The sequence below is a fragment of the Methanosphaerula palustris E1-9c genome (assembly GCF_000021965.1).
GTDB classification, from domain to species: Archaea; Halobacteriota; Methanomicrobia; order Methanomicrobiales; family Methanospirillaceae; genus Methanosphaerula; species Methanosphaerula palustris.
Genome location: NC_011832.1, coordinates 787,960 through 806,324, shown reverse-complemented (window position 1 = coordinate 806,324; position 18,365 = coordinate 787,960). Strand labels below are relative to the sequence as shown.

Genomic DNA, 18,365 nt, shown 5'->3' with positions numbered 1-18,365 from the left:
CCTCCGTTCTGTATCAACTCTGGAAAAAGACAGAGGTTGAGGTCAGTCAATATGGGTTCACAGTGGGGAAAAGACAAAGTCTATCGAAGAGCGATGAACGAGGGGTTCCGGTCCAGGGCAGCATACAAACTCCAGGAGATCCAGGAACGGTTCTCGATCATCAGAGAAGATGACAATATCGTCGACCTCGGGGCTGCACCAGGATCCTGGTTGCAGGTCGAGCGGACGCTGACCAAAGGGAAGGTGCTGGGGGTGGACCTCAACCCGATACCCTCGATCGATGGGGTCATGACAGTTGTCGGGGATCTGACCACATCAGAGGTCCAGCAACAGGTGAAGGACCTGGTCGGGGTTGTGAACGTGGTGCTCTGTGATGCCTCTCCGAAGCTGAGCGGGCACAAGTGCTACGACCAGGCACGAGCGATAGGTCTCGGGGAGGATGCGCTGATGTTCGCGGCCAGGACCATGAAGCAGGGCGGCAATATGGCGATGAAGTCCTTCCAGGGAGAGATGTTCCATGAACTCCTTGAAGAGGTCAAAAAACACTTCTACGTAGTAAAGACCTTCCATACCAAATCGACCAGGCGCGGGTCCACAGAGATCTATATCGTTGCAAAGAACTTTATCGGGAGTTCAGGAGATGTTGAGGGACACATTCAATAGACCGGTCACGAACCTTCGGGTCAGCCTGACCCAGGCCTGCGATCTGAACTGCATCTACTGTCATGCAGAGGGTGAGGTGAATCCCTCAGTTCAACTCTCTGCAGAGGAGATCGGTGAGATTATCCGGGTTGCAACAGATTTCGGAGTCCGAAGTGTAAAGTTCACCGGGGGAGAGCCGCTGCTCAGAGAGGATCTGACCTCGATCATCCAGGCAGTACCGTCCGGAATCGAGACCTCCATCACCACCAATGCGACGCATCTGGCCGATAAGGCCTACGACCTGCACGATGCTGGCCTTTCCCGGGCGAACATCAGCCTTGATACAATGATCCCGGAACGCTATAAGCAGATCACCGGAAAGGACTGCCTGTCGGATGTATTTGCAGGGATCGAGGCGGCGGTCGACGCCGGGCTGACCCCGGTGAAGCTGAACATGGTCGTGCTCGAGAATATCAATGAGGATGAGATCGACTCGTTCATCGACTTTGTCAGGGGAGACAAGAACCTGATCCTGCAACTGATCGAACTGATGGAGTTCCGGAACTGTCCGTACCATGGAGATGTAAAAGGGCTCGAAGAACTGATCGCCGGCAAGGCCGACGAGGTGGTTACGCGGCGGATGCACCATCGGAAGAAGTATCTGATCGACGGTGCCGAAGTCGAGGTGGTTCGGCCGCTCCATAACACCGAGTTCTGTTCGTTCTGCAACCGCCTCCGTCTGACCTCGGACGGGAAGTTGAAACCGTGTCTGCTCAGGAATGACAATCTGATCGATATCCGCGGGCTTCATGGAGAAGAACTCAAAGCGTGTTTCTCCAAAGCAGTGATGCAGCGCGAACCATACTTCAAGTGATCAGAGAAGAAGGCAGAAGATCTCATAAAAATCTTTTTTTAATTCGTTAAAAAATCGGGGATGGAAGGGAGGTCTTCATCGGCCTCCAGCGCCACCGCCGCCGAATCCGCCACCACCGCCGAAGCCACCGCCACCAAAACCGCCGAATCCTCCGCCAGAACCCTGGCTGGGGGGTGCGAAGAAGATGATCGGTGCAAAGGCCATATTCAGATGGAACGGAGCGATATCGTCGTTGGGGATCGAGATCTTCAGATCCTTCATCGCCGCCGCGACACGGTCGCCGACACCAAGGGCCGTCCCGTAGACCAGCCACTCGCCCCACATCGAGAGATCAGCAGGCGAGTACTGCTTGATCATCGCAAGATCTGAGAGGAAGTGCCGGAAGGCATCCCATTCAAGTTTCTCCTTGTAGGTATCCGCCTTCCAGGTCCCAAAGAGAGTGGCCGGCGTGGCCAGTGCAATGCCGGCCTGCGCCAGCACGACCAGCCAGAGAAAGAGGGGGATCACCATCAGCGACTGCCCCTGCGGGAGCAGGACCATCACGGCGACGATCACTGCAGCCAGCACCGCGGCCACCAGGGCCAGCGGGAGAACATGTACCTTTCCGTCTGCGACATACCGGTTCAAGGTCCTGGCATCGGCATAGGAGGTGATGCTGGTCAGCTCGGTCTGGAACTTTACCACGGTCCCAGCCAGGTTCGTGTCCTTCTTCGCCTGCTCAGCCATCGTGGCGATTCGGCCGGTCTCGACCACGCCGTCGACCCCCACAAAATTCAAGTAATTGAGCACCCGCTGTTCGTAGTTGTCATCTGCAGTGCTCTGCAGCACCTCGATCTTCACCCCACCGTCGCCGCTGGCCTTCTCATCCGGATGCTCGGTGATATGCACCATCTTTCTCCGGTGGAGGTCGAGCAGGGTCGCATAGAATCCGTCCTGATCGAACGAACCGGCGTTCTTGTTGAAGAGCAGGTTCACCGCCCAGGGCTTGATCGTATTGTTCGGCGTTGTGCTCAGGTATTCAGGGACGGTGAAGACCTTCTCCCGCCCGAACCTGCGGTAAATCAGCAGCAACAGCAGCGGCATCAGGAGCACCATCGCTCCACCCACTACCTTCAGCACGAGCGAGAGGGTGTACGGGACGTTGTACCAGAAACTCGCACTCGCAGCCTTTCCAGATACATCTTCCACCACCGATGGGATCCCAGTCACTGTCGAGAGGGCGTCCCGATTCAGCAGGAGTTCGACGGCGATCGTCTCGTCCTTGCCCGCCGAACCGACCAGATTGATCGTCGATCCGGACTGCGACTCCTTGAGTCCTGGCGGGTAGGCATAGACATGCTGGACCTGGTCCGAAGGGAGCGTGATCGCCACGTTCCGGTATGGGATGTGCAGGCGGGCGAGTTTCAGGTTGATATGCACCGCCGATGCATCATACTCCACCGGCGGCATTACCGAATAGACAAACTGTACGGTGTAGGTGCCGGCCGAAAAGTACTGGGGGTTGAAGATCCCGACCTCGTTCTTCTCTGCAAGCGAAGCGATCAGTCCACTTCCGGGAGCCGACGAGATCGCTGCCCCGGTATCCGGATCATACAGAGTCACCGTGCCGGAGGCGTCCCTGACATACCCGGTCAACCCGGCCGGCCCCTTCATCCCCACGAACTGAATATGTGACGTATTGGTCAGAACAGTGGTCAACTGATCGTCAAAGTCACGATAGAGCATCCGGTAGGAACCCGATGTTTTGACCTGGTAGGTGTACTCCTCGACGAGTGTCCCGTTGGGAGAGTAGACTGCACTGTACTGATCGACAACCAGGTTTCCCTCGGTCATCTGAGGGAGATATGTCGTGATCCCGAGGGCAGCACACCCGATGAGAAGGGTGATCGCCAGGAGGACCACGAGCTGCCGTGTTTCACTCACCACAAGCCCCGTCTAGAACTCAATCTTCGGTGCCTTCTCAATGGCCTCTTCGAACTGCAGATACTCAAGTTTCTGCATCCCAATCATCCGTGCGACGATGTTGGAGGGGATCGTGTCGGTCATCGTGTTCAACTGCTGGGCGATATTGTTATAGGTGTACCGCTGCCGGGCGATCTCATCCTCCACCCCTTTGATCGCACTCATCAGTTCCTGCACCGTCGTCGACGTCTTCAGGTCAGGATAGTTCTCTGCGACTGCATAGAGGCTGCCGAGTAAGGAGCGGGACTGCTGCTCGATGGCGTTCAGTTCCCCTGGAGAAGCCTTCAGGACACTGGCCCGGAGACCGGTCACCTTCTCGAGCGTATCCTTCTCAAACGCCGCATAACTCTTCACTGAGCCGAGCAGCTGCTCGATCATATCGAGCCGTTTCTTCATCGCGACCCGGATCTGTCCAAGCGTCGCTTCGGCCGAGTTCTTCAGATTGAAGAACCGGTTATAGATCCCGACCACATACAGGACAAGCCCGATGATGATCAGGAGAATGACTGCAATGATAACAATTGAGATGATATCCACGTTATTTCACCCTGATCTATAGGGGGTGACGCCTGTATTTAAGGGATCTCTTCAGCGATCCTCGACAGATAAATGACTTATGTGAACAGGTGATAGACTACTACTGATACAATGAAGACCAGGCCGGCACTTTCAATGATCCTGGTGCTTGTCCTCATCGGTGTGGTGGTGGCCCTTGCCGGGTGTACTGCACTGCAGGGCACCACCTCACAAGATGCGAACAGTTCCCAGAATTCAACGATCCGCGATATCACCCCCCAGGAGGCCAGCGCCCTGATACAGCAGAACAGCAACAGCGATCAGCTGGTAATCCTCGATGTCAGGACGCAGGCCGAGTTCCAGGCAGAACATATCAGCGGGGCGATCAACCGTGACGTCACTGCTGGAGTCTTCCGCGACCAGATGAAGAGCAAGGGGATGGATATGTCAAAGACCTACCTGGTCTATTGCCAGAGCGGGACGCGGAGCACCACAGCGGCCAAGATCATGCAGGACCTCGGTTATACTCAGATCTATAATATGAAGGGCGGCATTGGTAAATGGAAGGATGCCGGCTACCCGACCGTGGTCGGATAGTAATACTCAATTTTTCTCATATTATACTCTTTTTTTACGTGAACATTTCTGCTGGGGTCTTGTCGAAGATCCACACCATTCTATTCTTCCTGACTGGGACTGACCCTTCCAAGATACGCTGACGTGGTGTCGATACATCTCTCCTCTAAGAAATTCCGATATTTCTTCTCTTCTGATATGTAACCGATGATTCTGGGAGGCTGCACCGACAAGGGAAGAGAACCATTTCCTTCTCTTCAATTACCAAGCATGACGAAAATGAGAGAGATCCAAAACATCAGAGTATCTCCATCGCTGGGTTCCACCAATGATAAAAATCAATGATGATCTTCTTCCGGATCATATGAAAAGGACTGTGGTGATACACGACAGTAATCAAAAAAAAGAGAGGAAAGTCGGGCATTCAGGCGACCGTGGCTCCGGTCTGTATATCAGACTCGGTCACGTCGTACGACTTGTCCGAGCCGACGATATGATACGACCCGGTCGTTTTGACCTCATAGGGGTTGCCCGATGTGGCATACGGAACGATGAACTCACCGTTCACGCTCTGCTGTCGGTAGGTGTAGGTTCTGCCGGTGTTCGTAACGACCGGCACCTCGATCACACCATCTCCCTTGATATGCGCTCCCTTCACGTACTCAAAGACCTTCACATACTTGATGTCAGGCACTCCCGTTTGAGTACCCATCAGGCTCTGAGCGCCATTGGTGGAGGACTCATGCACGAGCCGGTAGTGCTGCAGTGCAGGAACCTGCCCGACCGGCAGGAAGTTGTTCGGGTTCCCAACCATCGCATGCATGCCTGCTGCGGGTTTGAGATTGTACGCATCGGCATTCTTCTGGGCTTCGGTCGCGTTCTGACTCTCGGCCTTGGTGATCACCGGGTAATTGGTCTTGGCAGCGGCCGCGTCCTTGTACTCGATGTAGTAGGCTGTCGTCGGATCGGTCATCGAGCCATCGAAGGTGTGAAGCCGGGCGATCATGGTCATATAATACAACTGGTTGTTGATCGTCACCGTCTGGTACGAACTCGAACTCGATGAGGTCGTGGTGAGCATCGTCGGTTGATAGGGGGTCGACGCAGCGGTGCTGTTGTACCAGGTCGACATCGCCCAGAATTTGCTGACATCCATCTCGATATCAGTCACCACAAACCGGGTCTTGAGCGTATCGAGGATCTTGTCAGCATCAGACTCATTGGTGGCCATGAAGTAGGCGGCAGCCCCAGTCGGTCCGTCGACCCCTTCCTGGAATGGATTTGCATTCGGCATCCGCTGCGCAATGTAGGTGATCATATGACCGTAGTCCCACCAGGACATCACGCCATAGGCCTGCTGCGGATAGGTGAAGTTCTCTGCGTTGTAGATCTTCTTCATATCCATGCCGGTATCGGGAGTCTCGGCCTTCATCCATTCGAGCGCCTCACGCCAGTCCCCGTTCATCGAAAAGACATTGGAGTTCGCTGTCGAGTAGGCCGGGACAAAGTCAGAGGAACCGTCTTTATTGAGATCCACCGCAAAGAGCGAGCAGTAGGCGAACAGAAGGGAAACGATGATGATCGCCACAAAAATCCCGAGGTTCACCGTGTTGACCCTTGACGCGGTAGGGACATGCTTCGCCTTCACCGGCGCCTTCTTCTGTTTCTTTGGGGACTCTCCGGCAACATCAGCAACCAGGGCCGGCTTTTCAGCCTTCTTGCCGTTGATCCCGAGCAACAGGGATATATCCTTCCACCCGCGTTCCAGGAAGGTAGAGGCAGCAAGCCCTCCGACGATCGCAATGTTTGCAGCGAGGTAATACTCGTACCGGATGTGCTGCATCGTTGCAAAGAGGATCACCACCGACCAGATGAGGACGAAGAGGTGCTCAGGGCGGTGCTCGTTCCAGCACCGGTAGAAGAGCACGCCAAACCCGAGGAACATCAGCAGCAGGCCGAAATGGAACGTCGACCAGGCCGCTTCAACACTCCACCCCCGGGCCTCCTGGATGGTGGTGGACATGTAGTTCTGTCCAAAGAAGCCGAGCAGATTATCCATCAACGCTCCATAGACCTGAGGCATGACGAGGAACAGGATCAACCCGCCGACGATTGCAATACCGGCAAGGACCAGGGGATAATAGTAGACCTCCTTGAGGTGAAGTCTCTGGGCGAGCAGGTACAGCACTGCCGTCATCGCGATCAACAAAAGATACGCGATAGGGTGACCGAGGGTGTATGCAGCAAACCCAAATCCTGATGATTTCACGCCGAAGATCAGGAAGCAGATGATCGCCACGCCGAAGGTGATCGTATTGATCAACAATAGCGAAAAGGTCTCATGCTTCCGATAGACATCGATCATGAACTGGACGATCGTGAAGATCCCAACCAGCATCGCGAACAGGATCATCGTCGGCATCAGCAACAGGCCGAGGAAATAGGCAATCCCGGCAGCAACTGAGAGAAGAGCTGGCATCATCAATGTCGACCGGTCTGCCAGATCAACGGTATGGGTTCTAGTGTACCGGACCACATAGATGTAGGCCAGACAGAAGATTGTGCTGAAGAGGACCTCGCCGATATGGTGATCGCTGTACCCAAAGAGGGAACGATAGAAGTACTGGCCTGAGACCACCGAGATGAACGCCGCGGCGAACAGACCGGTCTTCCAGTTCCCGAGCACTGCTCCAATCTTATAGGTGATCGGAACCATGGCCGCGGCCATCAGCGGCGGGACCAGCAGTGCGACGAAGATGATCGCAGAACTGGTGTGGGCCCCGGTCAGCATACAGAGTGAAGCGATGATCGTGGTGAAGAGGGGTCCCCAGAAGATATGCGTCCCCTGCGGGAAGTAGGTCATCGGATCGAACCAGGGATAGTTCGGGAAGTTATTGACCATCAGTTCGGCGAGCCTGACATTATAGATCGGATCGTCGCTGCCGACAAAGTTGAGAATATCGGAGCTGCCCATGTGCAGAGCGGGCAGGATCCGGATCCAGAGCGCAAATGCCGTAAAGACAGCAACGAGCAGTGGAATTAGATATGTTCTGTAGTCTTTGAGATCCACGTGAGTCATCTGACCCTCCATTTCATAAAAATTCTCTTCTATGAGTGTTTATAAATTTGGCATACGCCGGCATGGTCTACCTGCATCATGAGTTCATTCCGATACTCCTCGAAGATGATATGACCCTGCCACGAGATTACCACAATAAAACTCTAATTCAACGAACTCTGAAAAGAGGCGATGTCCGGCTATAATTTTGAAGAGGATGAGCCCAAACAACCTGGGGATCCCTTAATCCACCAGGTAGACCATCTGGTGAAGGTCAGGACCGGTGGAGATATGTATCAGGAGAATCTTCATCACCGCGCTGATGAAGATCAGCCCTAGAAATTCCATCGACAGAGGAGGGGTGTTCTGACAGAAGGTGTGTCGGCCAAAAAGCAACCGGACAGGTTAGAATACTCCAGAGGTCGATCATACCCAGCAGGGAACTTATCCATTTATCGGGATCCAGACAGATAATCTACCCATGCAACCGATCACCGTCCTTCCGGTGGAGGGCCTTCCTCTGATCAGAGCAGGGGATAACCTCGAAAAGATGATCACCGATTCGATCCCCCTTCTGGACGGCGACATCCTGGTGATCGCCTCGACCGTCTACTCCAAGGCGAAGGGAAATACCCGGGACCTCTCGACCATACAGCCAGGAGCACAGGCAGAGCATCTGGCAGCACGAAACGGGGAAGATCCCCGGTTTGTGCAGGCGGTGCTGGATGCATCAGAGGAACTGATCCTTGAAGAACCGTTCATCCTCTCTGCCCTGACATGCGGGCATATCGGGGTCAGGGCCGGGGTCGACCATTCCAACATCGAGGATGGAAAGGTGATTCTGCTCCCATCCGACCCGATGGGCGCCGCAGCCGAGGTGCAGGAGCAGGTGCAGGCACTGACTGGCAGGAAGATCCGGGTGATCATCACCGACACCTGCGGACGGTCCTTTCGACGCGGGCAGACGGGCCATGCGATCGGCTGGAGCGGGATGACCGCGATCCGTGACTTCCGTGGGGATACCGATCTCTTCGGTCATGAACTTGCAATCACCGAAGAAGCCGTGATCGATGAGATTGCAGGGTTCGCCAACTTTGTGATGGGCGAGAGCAACAACGGTGTGCCGGTGGTCGTTGTGAGGGGATGCGAGACCTGGTCAGGACACGACAACCTGTACTTCAACCGGAACGAAGATCTGACTCGAAGGGCGCTGACCAGTCAGGCTGCAAATGAGCAGAAGGAATAACAAATTTGTGAAAAAAGGGATACCCTTATTTTACAAGATAGTTCAGGAGAAAGATGATGACACCGACTGCGGCTGCCACCGCTATGACTATCATCGGATCGATATGGATTGCCCTGCGGTCTTCACTCTCATAGTAGTTGACAAGACCGGCAGATGAGATCAACCGTCCGCCTTTCTTTTTTGCCATACCGATATATTTCACCTTATCAATATATTAAATAATCACCGAGGAACGAGATGTCAGAAGAGACCTGTTGCGGACGAGCACTGATCGGGGAGGACCTCGAGGAGCGGTGCGTGGAGATCTCAGTCCTGAATGGGATCATCCACCGGATAGAGGAGGTTCGTGCCGCACCTGAGATCTGGATCTGCCCGTCCTTCTTCAATGCCCACACCCATCTCGGCGATACGATCGCGATGGATTGTCCAGCAAAAGGCGATCTGACTGACCTGGTGACCCCGCCAGACGGGCTCAAGCACCGACTGCTCCGGGCGGCGAGCCACCAGTCGCTGACCTGTGGAATGCACCAGAGCATCGAGCGGATGATCAGTGCCGGGATACACGGGTTTGCCGATTTCCGTGAGGGCGGTACCGAGGGGGTGACCGCTCTGAAGGAGGCCGCGACAGGACTCCCGTGCCGACCGGTGATCCTCGGGCGGGACGGCGGGGAGGCTGTGGCCGACGGGGCAGGAATCTCAAGCGTCCGGGACTGCCCGGATGTCGAGGGAACGGTCAGCAGATCCCGTATAGCCAAAAAACTTGTCGCATTCCATGCAGGTGAACGGGATCGGTTTGATGTCGACAGAGCACTCAGTTATAATCCGGACCTGCTGATCCATATGACCCATGCCACCGATCGACAGTTGAGAAAGGCCGCGGACCAGGGGATACCGATCGCTGTCTGTCCGCGTTCAAACTGGATGCTGGGGGTCACCGACTCCCGGGATCACCCGCCGCTGAGAAGGATGATCGATGCCGGCTGCAGGGTACTGCTCGGGACCGACAATGTGATGTTCGTTGAACCTGACCTCTTCTCTGAGATGGCGTTCACATCGATGATCTACCAGATAGATCCGCGCGTATTGTTGCATGCGGCGATCGACGGAGCATTGCTGACCGGCAGTTCTCCTTACATCAAAGAAGGGAGTGCTGCAGAGTTCTTATTGATAAATACTCATAATACGAGTTTAATCCATTCCCAGGATATGGTGACGAGCATCGTGAGAAGGGTCGACCGGTCTGTTCTGTCCAATACTCTTATAAAACAAAAAAAGGAATAGTACTTGGCTGTTTTCCAGAGGTGTATATGTTCCACAAAGTACTTGTAGCAATAGACGGGTCGAGTCAGAGTCTGAAGTCTCTGGAGCGGGCTATCGATGAGGCGAAGACCTGGAATGCCGAACTTCATGCGATATATGTCGTCGAGATCGGTCTCTTCTCATCGCTCCCGGTAGACAATACCTGGGAGGTCATGTACAGCCTTCTGGAGAAGGAAGGAAAGGAGATTCTCTCCGCTGCAACGAAGAAAGCTGCTGATGTCGGGGTTGAGATGACCATCCATCTGAAACAGGGACATGCCGGCCAGGAGATCATCACCCTTGCCGAAGAGATATCAGTAGATCTGATCGTTGTCGGGTCCCTCGGAAAGAGTAACATCGAACGGTTGCTCCTCGGGAGTGTCAGTTCATTTGTTGTGATGAACAGCAGGATAACGACAATGGTGGTGAGAGAATAACGGAGGCGCTTGTACAGGACTACATGACCTCTGATGTGGTCAGTGTGGAGATTCCAGGCAACCGCGACGATGTCCTGAAGATCTTAAAGAGGACCGGGATCAGTGGCGTTCCGGTGATCAAGGAAGGGCGTCTGATCGGGATCATCACCCGGAAGGATCTGCTCAGAAAGCCAGACGAGACGCAACTCGGTCTGCTGATGACACCCGACCCGATCACGATCGGGCCCGGTGCAACGATTCGGGATGCCGCACGGCTGCTGGTCAAGCATAATATCCGCAGGCTTCCGGTTGTTGAGGATGACTCCCTGATCGGGCTGATCAGTGTCTCAGACCTGATCCATGCGATTGCACATATGAAGATCACTGACGTGATCAAGGGGACCTATACGAGCCAGACCTTCGCGATCTGGGAAGAAACCCCCCTGACCGTCGTCGGCAAGGTGATGGAGATCTCCGGGTTCGATGCAATTCCGATCCTCGATTCCGAGAATACCCTCAAAGGGATCATCTCTGAACGCGACCTGATCCGGTCGACGGTGATCGAGGACAGTGTCGGGGTCAGCGACTTCTCCAATGGAACTGACGATGATGAGTGGACCTGGGAGAGTATCAGGGACAATCATACGCTCAGTTACAGTATCAGCAAGGTGCAGCTGCCGAAGAAGGCGGTCAAGAACGCAATGGTGAAGAACGTCGTCGCTGTTCCTCTGAATGCGGAGGTCAGCGAATGTGCCCTGAAGATGAAGCGGGCACGTATCGACCAGCTCCCTGTGATCAACGGGGATAAAAGGCTCATTGCGATGCTTTTTGACCGTGAACTGATAAAAGTGCTCTGTAATTAGTACTTTTAACCAAATCTATAAATTTCATAAGGGCTTTGTATATCGTGCAAGCGCTTTTTATACTCATTATAGCGTGTAATATTTTTGGGGTGTTTCAATGTCAGAAGCAGAGACATTAAAAGGAACGACAACCATCGGGATTGTTTTTAAAGACGGCATCATTCTCGCAACTGAGAAGCGTGCCACCATGGGAAGTATGATCGCAAGCAAGCGGGCGAAGAAGGTATACCAGGTAGCAGACCGTATCGGAATGACAACGGCCGGCGGCGTTGGGGATGCCCAGCAGCTGGCACGGATCATGTCTGTTGAATGCAACCTGTACCAGATCCGCCGCGGGCGGTCCATCTCGGTCGGTGCATCCTCGACGCTCCTGTCGAACTATCTGAACCAGAACCGGGGCTACCCCTACTATGTTCAGCTGCTGGTGGGCGGTGTCGATGCGACAGGACCGAGTGTCTACTCGGTCGACGCCATGGGCGGTGCGACCAGAGAGAGCGATATCGTCGCTACAGGCTCCGGTTCGCCGATGGCCTACGGGGTTCTTGAGGACCGGTACAAGAAGGACCTCACTGAGGATGAGGCGATCGAACTCGCGATCCGGGCACTTCGTGCAGCGATGCGGCGGGACTCGGCATCAGGGGAAGGGATCCATGTGGTGATCATCACCAAGGACGCATATTCAGAATTATCTGAAGAACGGTTAGAGCAGTATACCGCTGCTGTCACCGCATAAACTTTTTTTTAGGACGATATTAATGGTCATCGAAGAGAGGCTTAAGGAGCTCAGAGATAAGATCAACGAGAAGGTGCCGGCAGGCATCACAGTATCGCAGGTGGAATTTGAAGGCCCGGAACTGGCCATCTATACAGACGACCCCAAGCGGTTTGCCGACGAGGCAGACCTGATCCGGATCCTGGCCCGTGACCTGCGGAAGCGGATCGTGATCCGTCCGACGATCCTCGAAGAGCCTGAGAAGGCGGTGAACGATATCAAGTCGGTCGTCCCGGAGGGTGCCGGCATCACCGACATCTTCTTCGATGCCGATACCGGGGAAGTACTGATCGAGGCTGAGAAGCCAGGGGTCGTGATCGGAAAGAACGGAGCAACTCTCCGCGAGATTACCAAGGCCATCGGCTGGACGCCGAAGGTGGTCAGAACCCCCCCGATCGAAAGTACCACCGTCAAGCAGGTTCGCCAGTTCATGCGCTCGGTCAATGACGAGCGGAAGGACTTTCTGCGGACGATCGGGCGACGGATCCACCGGGAGATCACCAACAAGGACCAGTGGGTCAGGGTCACGACGCTCGGATGTTGCAGGGAGGTCGGGAGAGCGGCATTCCTCCTCTCGACACCGGAGAGCAAGGTGCTGATCGACTGTGGCGAGAAGCCCGACAACAATAACAACGGGACGCCATACCTCTATGTGCCTGAGATCCACCCACTCTCTCAGCTCGATGCGGTCGTGCTGACCCACGCTCACCTCGACCACTGCGCACTGATTCCCCTGCTGTATAAATACGGCTATGAAGGGCCGGTCTACAGCACACCGCCGACCCGCGACCTCGCATCGATGCTCCAACTCGACTATCTCGAGGTGATCAGGAAAGAGGACAAGAAGATTCCCTACACCTCCGCCGATGTCAAGAGTTACCTGAAACACTCGATCGTCCTGAACTATGGGAGTGTCACCGATATCGCTCCGGATATCAAGTTGACCTTCCACAATGCAGGGCATATCCTCGGGTCAGCCATCGCCCACTTCCACCTCGGGGACGGGCTGTACAATATCGCGTTCACCGGGGACTTCAACTATGGGAAGAGCCGTCTCTTCAACCCGGCCGTCTCGACGTTCCCCCGGCTCGAAGCGCTCTTCATGGAGAGCACCTACGGTGGGGCGAACGATATGCAGCCGGCCCGTAAGGACGCCGAGGAGAAACTCTACGAGACCGTGAATAAGGTGCTCGAACGGAGCGGTAAGGTGATCATTCCTGCGTTCGCAGTCGGACGTTCACAGGAGGTGATGCTGGCCCTGGAGGAGGGGATGCGGCTTGGAAAGATCCCGAATGTCAAGATCTATCTGGACGGGATGATCAAAGAGGCGACCGCGATCCACACCACCTATCCGGAATATCTGAACAGCGACCTGCGAAACCTGATCTTCCGCGAAGGGCTGAACCCGTTCCTGGCCGAATGTTTCGTGCAGGTCGACTCAAACGAACTCCGTGAGAAGGTGGTGCTCGGCGACCCGTGCGTGATCATCACGACCAGCGGTATGATGAACGGAGGGCCGGTCATGGAGTACCTCCACAACCTGGCCGGCGACGAGAAGAATGCCCTGGTCTTTGTCGGGTACCAGGCGGACGGAACCCTCGGCCGCAGAATCCAGAAGGGATGGCGGGAAGTTCCGCTCGGCCGGCGCGAGACGATCGTGATCAATCTGGAGATCGTGACGGTCGACGGATTCAGCGGTCACTCCGACCGGCGGCAGTTGATGAACTTTGTCGGGCATGTCCAGCCGCATCCCGAGAAGATCTTCACGATCCATGGGGACGAGAACAAGACGATCGATCTGGCCAGTTCTATTTATAAGCGGTATCACATCGAGACTCACTCTCCGATGAACCTCGAGACCTACCGGATGATCTGATACCCACTCGAATCTCACCCCGTTTTTATGAAACAGCGCCTGACCCTCTGCCTGGCCGTATTTACCGTGATGGCCCTCTCCAATGTCATCGTCCCGGTGCTCCCCCACTTTGCAGAGGGGGCAGCGATGCAGGGCCTTTTGTACGCGGCGTACTTTATTGGAGCCCTCTGCATGGTCCTTCCAGGTGGTGTCCTCTGCGAACGGTTCGGCAGGGTGCCGCTCATCCAGGCGGGGTTGCTGCTGAGCCTTGTCAGTGGCGTCCTGATGATCCTTCTGCCCGGCCCGATGGTGATCCTCGGGGCGAGGTTACTTGAGGGGATTGGAGCAGGGCTCTTCATCTCCTCTGCCATGGCCTGGGTGAATTCACAGCCCGACCATGGACCTCTGAGCGGCTGGTTCATGGCATCGATCAATGCAGGCCTGATCGCCGGCCTGATCCTCACCGGTCTGATCCCGGCACAGTACTCATACAACACGATTCCAGGGAGTTTCATCCTCTTCACGGTGATGATAGCGCTCGCATTGCTATTGAGTGCAGGTGTCAGGGAGGTGGACTGCCCGCTGAGCCCCAGGGAGCCGATCACTGGTGCACTCCGCTCGCACTGGTGGCTCTATGTCTCGGCATTTCTGCTGATGGGGGCTACCGGGGCGGTGACCGCTCTGTACCCCGAATTCACCGACCAGAGTGCAGAACTGCTCGGGATGCAGATCGCCCTCCAGAACATCGGAACGATCATCGCGGTTCTCGTCGCCTCCCGGTTCCGGCTCGATCCGATCCCCACCATCCAGGCCGGGTCGGTGATTCTCGGGCTCTCGGTCCTGCTCTGCTACCTGACGCCGGTCGGGTTCGCGGTGATGGGGGCAGCCGCCGGGGTCGTGACCATCGCACAGATGGCCTTCCTGGCCGAGACCGGCGCCGGGCAGGGGGTGACGATGGGGCTGTACAATTCAGCCACCTACGCCGGGATGTCGATTCTGCCAACGATCAGCGGAGCGGTCTTTCAGTACATGGGGAGCGTGCCGGCCTTTCTGGTGGTCGCCGGGATGGTCGGCATCGTCACCATCACGATCCGGCGGTGCACGGGGTGCAGTCTGAAGCGGGTCTTCTGATCCCCGAACAATCATTTAATGCGTTTTCTTCTCCAACAGTACAGATAATGGCCAGAAATAAGAGACCATCATTGCTCTGGGGTACGATCAAGGGGATAGTGCTGATGGTGATGATCGTCTGCACGGCGCTCTTCATCGCAGAACATTTTGTTCCCGATCTGCTCCCCTATTCCACCGTCGATCAGACGGCCACGACGACGCCGGCTGCACAGGCTGAAATCAGTGCTGCAACCCCGTTCTCGTTCAAGATCTCGCCGGCCTCGGCGACCGGGCATGCAGGGGATACGATCACCTACGCAGGAGAGGTCACGGCTCAACAGGGGTTCACCGGGCCGGTGCAGATCTCGCTCGCCGCCAGTGCCGGGATCTTCAAGAAGACCTATGATCTCGGCACCCTGCAACCGCCCTATCCCCAGTCGTTCACCTACCCACTGACGATTCCAGACAGTATCCCGGCGAACATCAATCTGAACGGCGTGGTGACGGCCACTTCAGGGACGGCGGTCCAGAAGCAGACGGTCAGTCTTGCAGTGGTATAACTCTTTTTTTCTTTTTTTATCAGAAGGCGATCAGATCGCCTGCATCACAAAGAACGTGTTCCCATACTACCATTTATATTTTGGATAGATCGCTGCTTCGCGCTCGCAGGAGTCGAGGACGGCCGCATCGTCAGGGTCGAATTCGTGGGTCTTTCGGAGTTCCGCGCCCCGTACCCGCAATGGATCGGGGGCTGCCTGTTCTCCTCCGATAAGGGCATATTCCTCAACAAAATGTGTGTCCATCTCAACGAAGGTAGGATCGAAAAGTCCGTCACCTGCCGCCTGCAGCAGGAACGCTCATGCCGGTGCGATGATGATAGGGCCCCCATGGATGGAGAGGCTGCCATCATTCAGCAAAATGCCGTTCTGCATATCCCCGATATCCAGAATCCTGATAGTCCTCACTCAGATCACTCTTCTGTGCATGCCAATCCGTCTTCTGCCGGACCGGGAGTACCGGGTTTGAGGATTACATCGGGAACCGGACCGGGGATCGGAGGATGGTACCAGAAAGGGGATCCGCACTCCGGTATCAGACAGGAGAAGCAGATGCGGATCCGGACCAGGTATCCTGTCGTGCACACATCCGGACAGAAAGATGGATATTGGTTCGGCACTGATAACCGGTATGACTCTTACAGATGTACAGAAGGCGGAGGTCAGAGCAACGATGGATGCGTATGCCACGGCATACCGGACGAAGGACTTCCAGGAGATGATGGCGATATTCTCCCCCGAAATCTCCGGGTTTGGCAGCGGGCCGGACGAGGTTATCGAGAATCGCCAGGATTTTATCCGGCAGATCCGGCGTGACATGAGCCAGGCAACGGTTCTTGCAGTCGATTTTTCGGATACGAAGATTGCCGGCGATGGAACGGTTGCATGGGTCACGACCCGGTCGTCCATCACCTTCACGGCTGGCGAGTCCCCAGCGCAGATCATGCACGGCCGGTCGACGATGGTGCTGAAAAATACCGGAAGCCGGTGGTCCATCGAGCAGATCCACTTCTCCATGCCCTATGGCGAACAGAGTGCAGGGCAATCCTTTCCTGGTGTGTGAAGAACGGAACCGGTCGGTATATGGTGCGTGCCGGCCCAGGTGCGGGGCAAGGGAACGGCCGGGCCGATAATAACCGGACGGGACTCCGGGTAGGAAGATCTTCGGGAGAGACCAGACATTACCTTTTTGAGAATTTCCCGGGGATTCATTCCAGTTTTACGGCGCTACTATTCTCCCGCTCTTCAATCCCGGAAATGATCGATCAGTTCCAGAGTATCGGTATTTCCAATATACACTCCACCCAATCGCCACGAGCCCGGTCCGTACTGTTCAGGGTCTGCTCATCAAGGACGTATCAGTGCCGGCGTCCCTTTGCTGCCCCCTCTCCTTCTTACTACGGCTGAAGTCTGCTGTTTATGTATGAAGCGACAATAATCTGTTACAGCGAGGAGATATTATCGTATGTCCAGAGTATTGGCATCACCATCAAAATATATCCAGGGACCAGGCGAACTTTCACGAATAAAAGACCGCATCTCCTACCTGGGCGGGCCGGTTCTGTTCGTCATGGGGGGTTTTGCATACAATCATCTGAAAGGCGTCATTGAGGAGAGTTACAGAGATTCCGGATCTGCACCGGTCTTTGAAAAATTCGGCGGAGAATGCACACGGAACGAGATCGACCAGATACGGGCCAGGTACCGGGCGAATCACTGCACCGTGGTGGTGGGGGTAGGCGGAGGGAAGGCCCTCGATACCGCAAAAGGTGTTGCATTTTATGAGAGGGGCCCGGTTATTTCAGTCCCCACGATTGCATCGACCGACGCTCCCACCAGCGCAATCGCCGTTACCTACACAGAAGACCATGTCTTTGACGGCAATATTCTCCTTCCCCAAAACCCGGAACTGGTCCTGGTCGATACGGATGTCATCATCCAGGCACCGGTCCGGTTTCTCGTTGCCGGCATGGGGGATGCATTATCCACGTATTTCGAGGCCATGGCAAACACTGCCTCGGGCCATGACAATTGTGCCGGCGGAAAACCGACCACTACTTCTGTGGCACTGGCACGGGTGTGTTATGAGATCCTGATCCGTGACGGCCTGAAAGCCAAACGTTCTGCAGAAGAGCGGGTCTGTTCCCCGGAGCTCGAGAATATCATTGAAGCGAATATTTATCTCAGCGGGGTGGGTTTTGAGAGCAACGGACTTGCCTGTGCCCATTCAGTCTACAATGCTTTTACTGCACTGCCCCCATGCCACTCCATGTACCACGGCGAACTTGTTGCATTTGGTACTCTCGTTCAGATGCTCCTCGAAGAAAGGACGGATGCGGAGATTGCAGAGGTCCTCCGGTTCTGCACCAGCGTGGGACTCCCGGTTTCATTAGCTGAATTAAGTACACGGGATCTCACCCGTGATGAACTCATGAGCGTTGCGGTGACTGCATGCAGTCCGCAGAATTTTATGGACAGTATGCCGTTCACCGTGACGCCTGATATGATGTTTGACGCCCTGATGGCGGCAGATGCCAGGGGAAGAAAATTCAGTGCAGCGGGGATGTGATACCCCCGGAGGTGCCGGGGCTGTCAAGCGATCACGGGAAGCCTCCCTGT

The 18,365-nt window shown here is 55.4% G+C and carries 18 protein-coding genes; 13 read left to right on the top strand and 5 right to left on the bottom strand.

All coding sequences use genetic code 11. The features are described 5' to 3' along the window. The first annotated feature begins 51 nt into the window (after positions 1 to 51). Positions 52 to 663, top strand: a complete 612-nt coding sequence (locus MPAL_RS04020) for an RlmE family RNA methyltransferase (RefSeq protein WP_012617472.1) — start codon at positions 52 to 54, stop codon at positions 661 to 663. Beyond that, positions 641 to 1,516: a GTP 3',8-cyclase MoaA gene (moaA, locus tag MPAL_RS04015; RefSeq protein ID WP_012617471.1), complete on the top strand. Its 876-nt coding sequence runs from the start codon at positions 641 to 643 to the stop codon at positions 1,514 to 1,516. Before MPAL_RS04020 ends, moaA begins: the two co-directional genes overlap by 23 nt. Positions 1,517 to 1,591: 75 nt before the next feature. Here moaA and MPAL_RS04010 read toward each other — a convergent pair whose 3' ends face one another. Both MPAL_RS04010 and MPAL_RS04005 read right to left on the bottom strand, forming a co-directional pair. After that, positions 1,592 to 3,439, bottom strand: coding sequence for a DUF2207 domain-containing protein (locus MPAL_RS04010; protein WP_048145661.1), 1,848 nt, complete (start codon positions 3,437 to 3,439; stop codon positions 1,592 to 1,594). Between the two features lie 12 nt (positions 3,440 to 3,451). Then, positions 3,452 to 4,015, bottom strand: a complete 564-nt coding sequence (locus MPAL_RS04005) for a LemA family protein (protein ID WP_012617469.1) — start codon at positions 4,013 to 4,015, stop codon at positions 3,452 to 3,454. Between the two features lie 111 nt (positions 4,016 to 4,126). Between MPAL_RS04005 and MPAL_RS04000 the strand changes: the two genes are divergently transcribed. Beyond that, entirely contained in the window at positions 4,127 to 4,591 is a 465-nt protein-coding gene (locus MPAL_RS04000) for a rhodanese-like domain-containing protein (RefSeq protein WP_012617468.1), read from the top strand. Positions 4,592 to 4,994: 403 nt separating this feature from the next. Here MPAL_RS04000 and MPAL_RS03995 read toward each other — a convergent pair whose 3' ends face one another. After that, positions 4,995 to 7,649 (bottom strand): oligosaccharyl transferase, archaeosortase A system-associated, encoded by a 2,655-nt coding sequence (locus tag MPAL_RS03995; protein WP_012617466.1) that lies wholly within the window; start codon positions 7,647 to 7,649, stop codon positions 4,995 to 4,997. A 460-nt stretch (positions 7,650 to 8,109) separates the two neighbouring features. Here MPAL_RS03995 and MPAL_RS03990 point away from each other — a divergent pair, with 460 nt between their 5' ends. Further along, a complete protein-coding gene (locus MPAL_RS03990; protein WP_012617464.1) occupies positions 8,110 to 8,874 on the top strand; it encodes a coenzyme F420-0:L-glutamate ligase in 765 nt (254 codons plus the stop codon). Positions 8,875 to 8,899: 25 nt separating this feature from the next. On the opposite strand, the gene MPAL_RS03985 is transcribed toward MPAL_RS03990, so the two are convergent. Then, positions 8,900 to 9,061, bottom strand: coding sequence for a preprotein translocase subunit Sec61beta (locus MPAL_RS03985; protein ID WP_012617463.1), 162 nt, complete (start codon positions 9,059 to 9,061; stop codon positions 8,900 to 8,902). A 50-nt stretch (positions 9,062 to 9,111) separates the two neighbouring features. Here MPAL_RS03985 and MPAL_RS03980 point away from each other — a divergent pair, with 50 nt between their 5' ends. The 7 genes from MPAL_RS03980 (at position 9,112) to MPAL_RS03950 (ending at position 15,749) form a co-directional block, all read left to right on the top strand. Next, positions 9,112 to 10,155 (top strand): amidohydrolase family protein, encoded by a 1,044-nt coding sequence (locus MPAL_RS03980; RefSeq protein ID WP_012617462.1) that lies wholly within the window; start codon positions 9,112 to 9,114, stop codon positions 10,153 to 10,155. Between the two features lie 26 nt (positions 10,156 to 10,181). Further along, positions 10,182 to 10,610, top strand: coding sequence for a universal stress protein (locus MPAL_RS03975; RefSeq protein WP_012617461.1), 429 nt, complete (start codon positions 10,182 to 10,184; stop codon positions 10,608 to 10,610). A 23-nt stretch (positions 10,611 to 10,633) separates the two neighbouring features. Continuing rightward, positions 10,634 to 11,452 carry a CBS domain-containing protein gene (locus MPAL_RS03970; protein ID WP_012617460.1) on the top strand — a complete coding sequence of 273 codons (819 nt, stop codon included), beginning with the start codon at positions 10,634 to 10,636 and terminating at the stop codon, positions 11,450 to 11,452. Between the two features lie 97 nt (positions 11,453 to 11,549). After that, positions 11,550 to 12,185: an archaeal proteasome endopeptidase complex subunit beta gene (gene psmB / locus MPAL_RS03965; protein ID WP_012617459.1), complete on the top strand. Its 636-nt coding sequence runs from the start codon at positions 11,550 to 11,552 to the stop codon at positions 12,183 to 12,185. A gap of 22 nt (positions 12,186 to 12,207) precedes the next feature. After that, positions 12,208 to 14,100: a beta-CASP ribonuclease aCPSF1 gene (locus MPAL_RS03960; protein ID WP_012617458.1), complete on the top strand. Its 1,893-nt coding sequence runs from the start codon at positions 12,208 to 12,210 to the stop codon at positions 14,098 to 14,100. Positions 14,101 to 14,127: 27 nt separating this feature from the next. Then, entirely contained in the window at positions 14,128 to 15,210 is a 1,083-nt protein-coding gene (locus MPAL_RS03955; protein WP_012617457.1) for an MFS transporter, read from the top strand. Positions 15,211 to 15,257: 47 nt separating this feature from the next. Beyond that, on the top strand, positions 15,258 to 15,749 hold the full coding sequence (locus MPAL_RS03950) for a hypothetical protein (RefSeq protein ID WP_012617456.1): 492 nt from the start codon (positions 15,258 to 15,260) through the stop codon (positions 15,747 to 15,749). Between the two features lie 66 nt (positions 15,750 to 15,815). Here MPAL_RS03950 and MPAL_RS16135 read toward each other — a convergent pair whose 3' ends face one another. Next, a complete protein-coding gene (locus MPAL_RS16135; RefSeq protein WP_012617455.1) occupies positions 15,816 to 15,992 on the bottom strand; it encodes a hypothetical protein in 177 nt (58 codons plus the stop codon). Positions 15,993 to 16,377: 385 nt separating this feature from the next. Between MPAL_RS16135 and MPAL_RS03945 the strand changes: the two genes are divergently transcribed. Continuing rightward, positions 16,378 to 16,809, top strand: a complete 432-nt coding sequence (locus tag MPAL_RS03945; RefSeq protein ID WP_048145657.1) for a nuclear transport factor 2 family protein — start codon at positions 16,378 to 16,380, stop codon at positions 16,807 to 16,809. Between the two features lie 402 nt (positions 16,810 to 17,211). Continuing rightward, positions 17,212 to 18,315 (top strand): glycerol dehydrogenase, encoded by a 1,104-nt coding sequence (locus MPAL_RS03940; RefSeq protein WP_012617453.1) that lies wholly within the window; start codon positions 17,212 to 17,214, stop codon positions 18,313 to 18,315. The last annotated feature ends 50 nt before the right edge of the window (positions 18,316 to 18,365 follow it).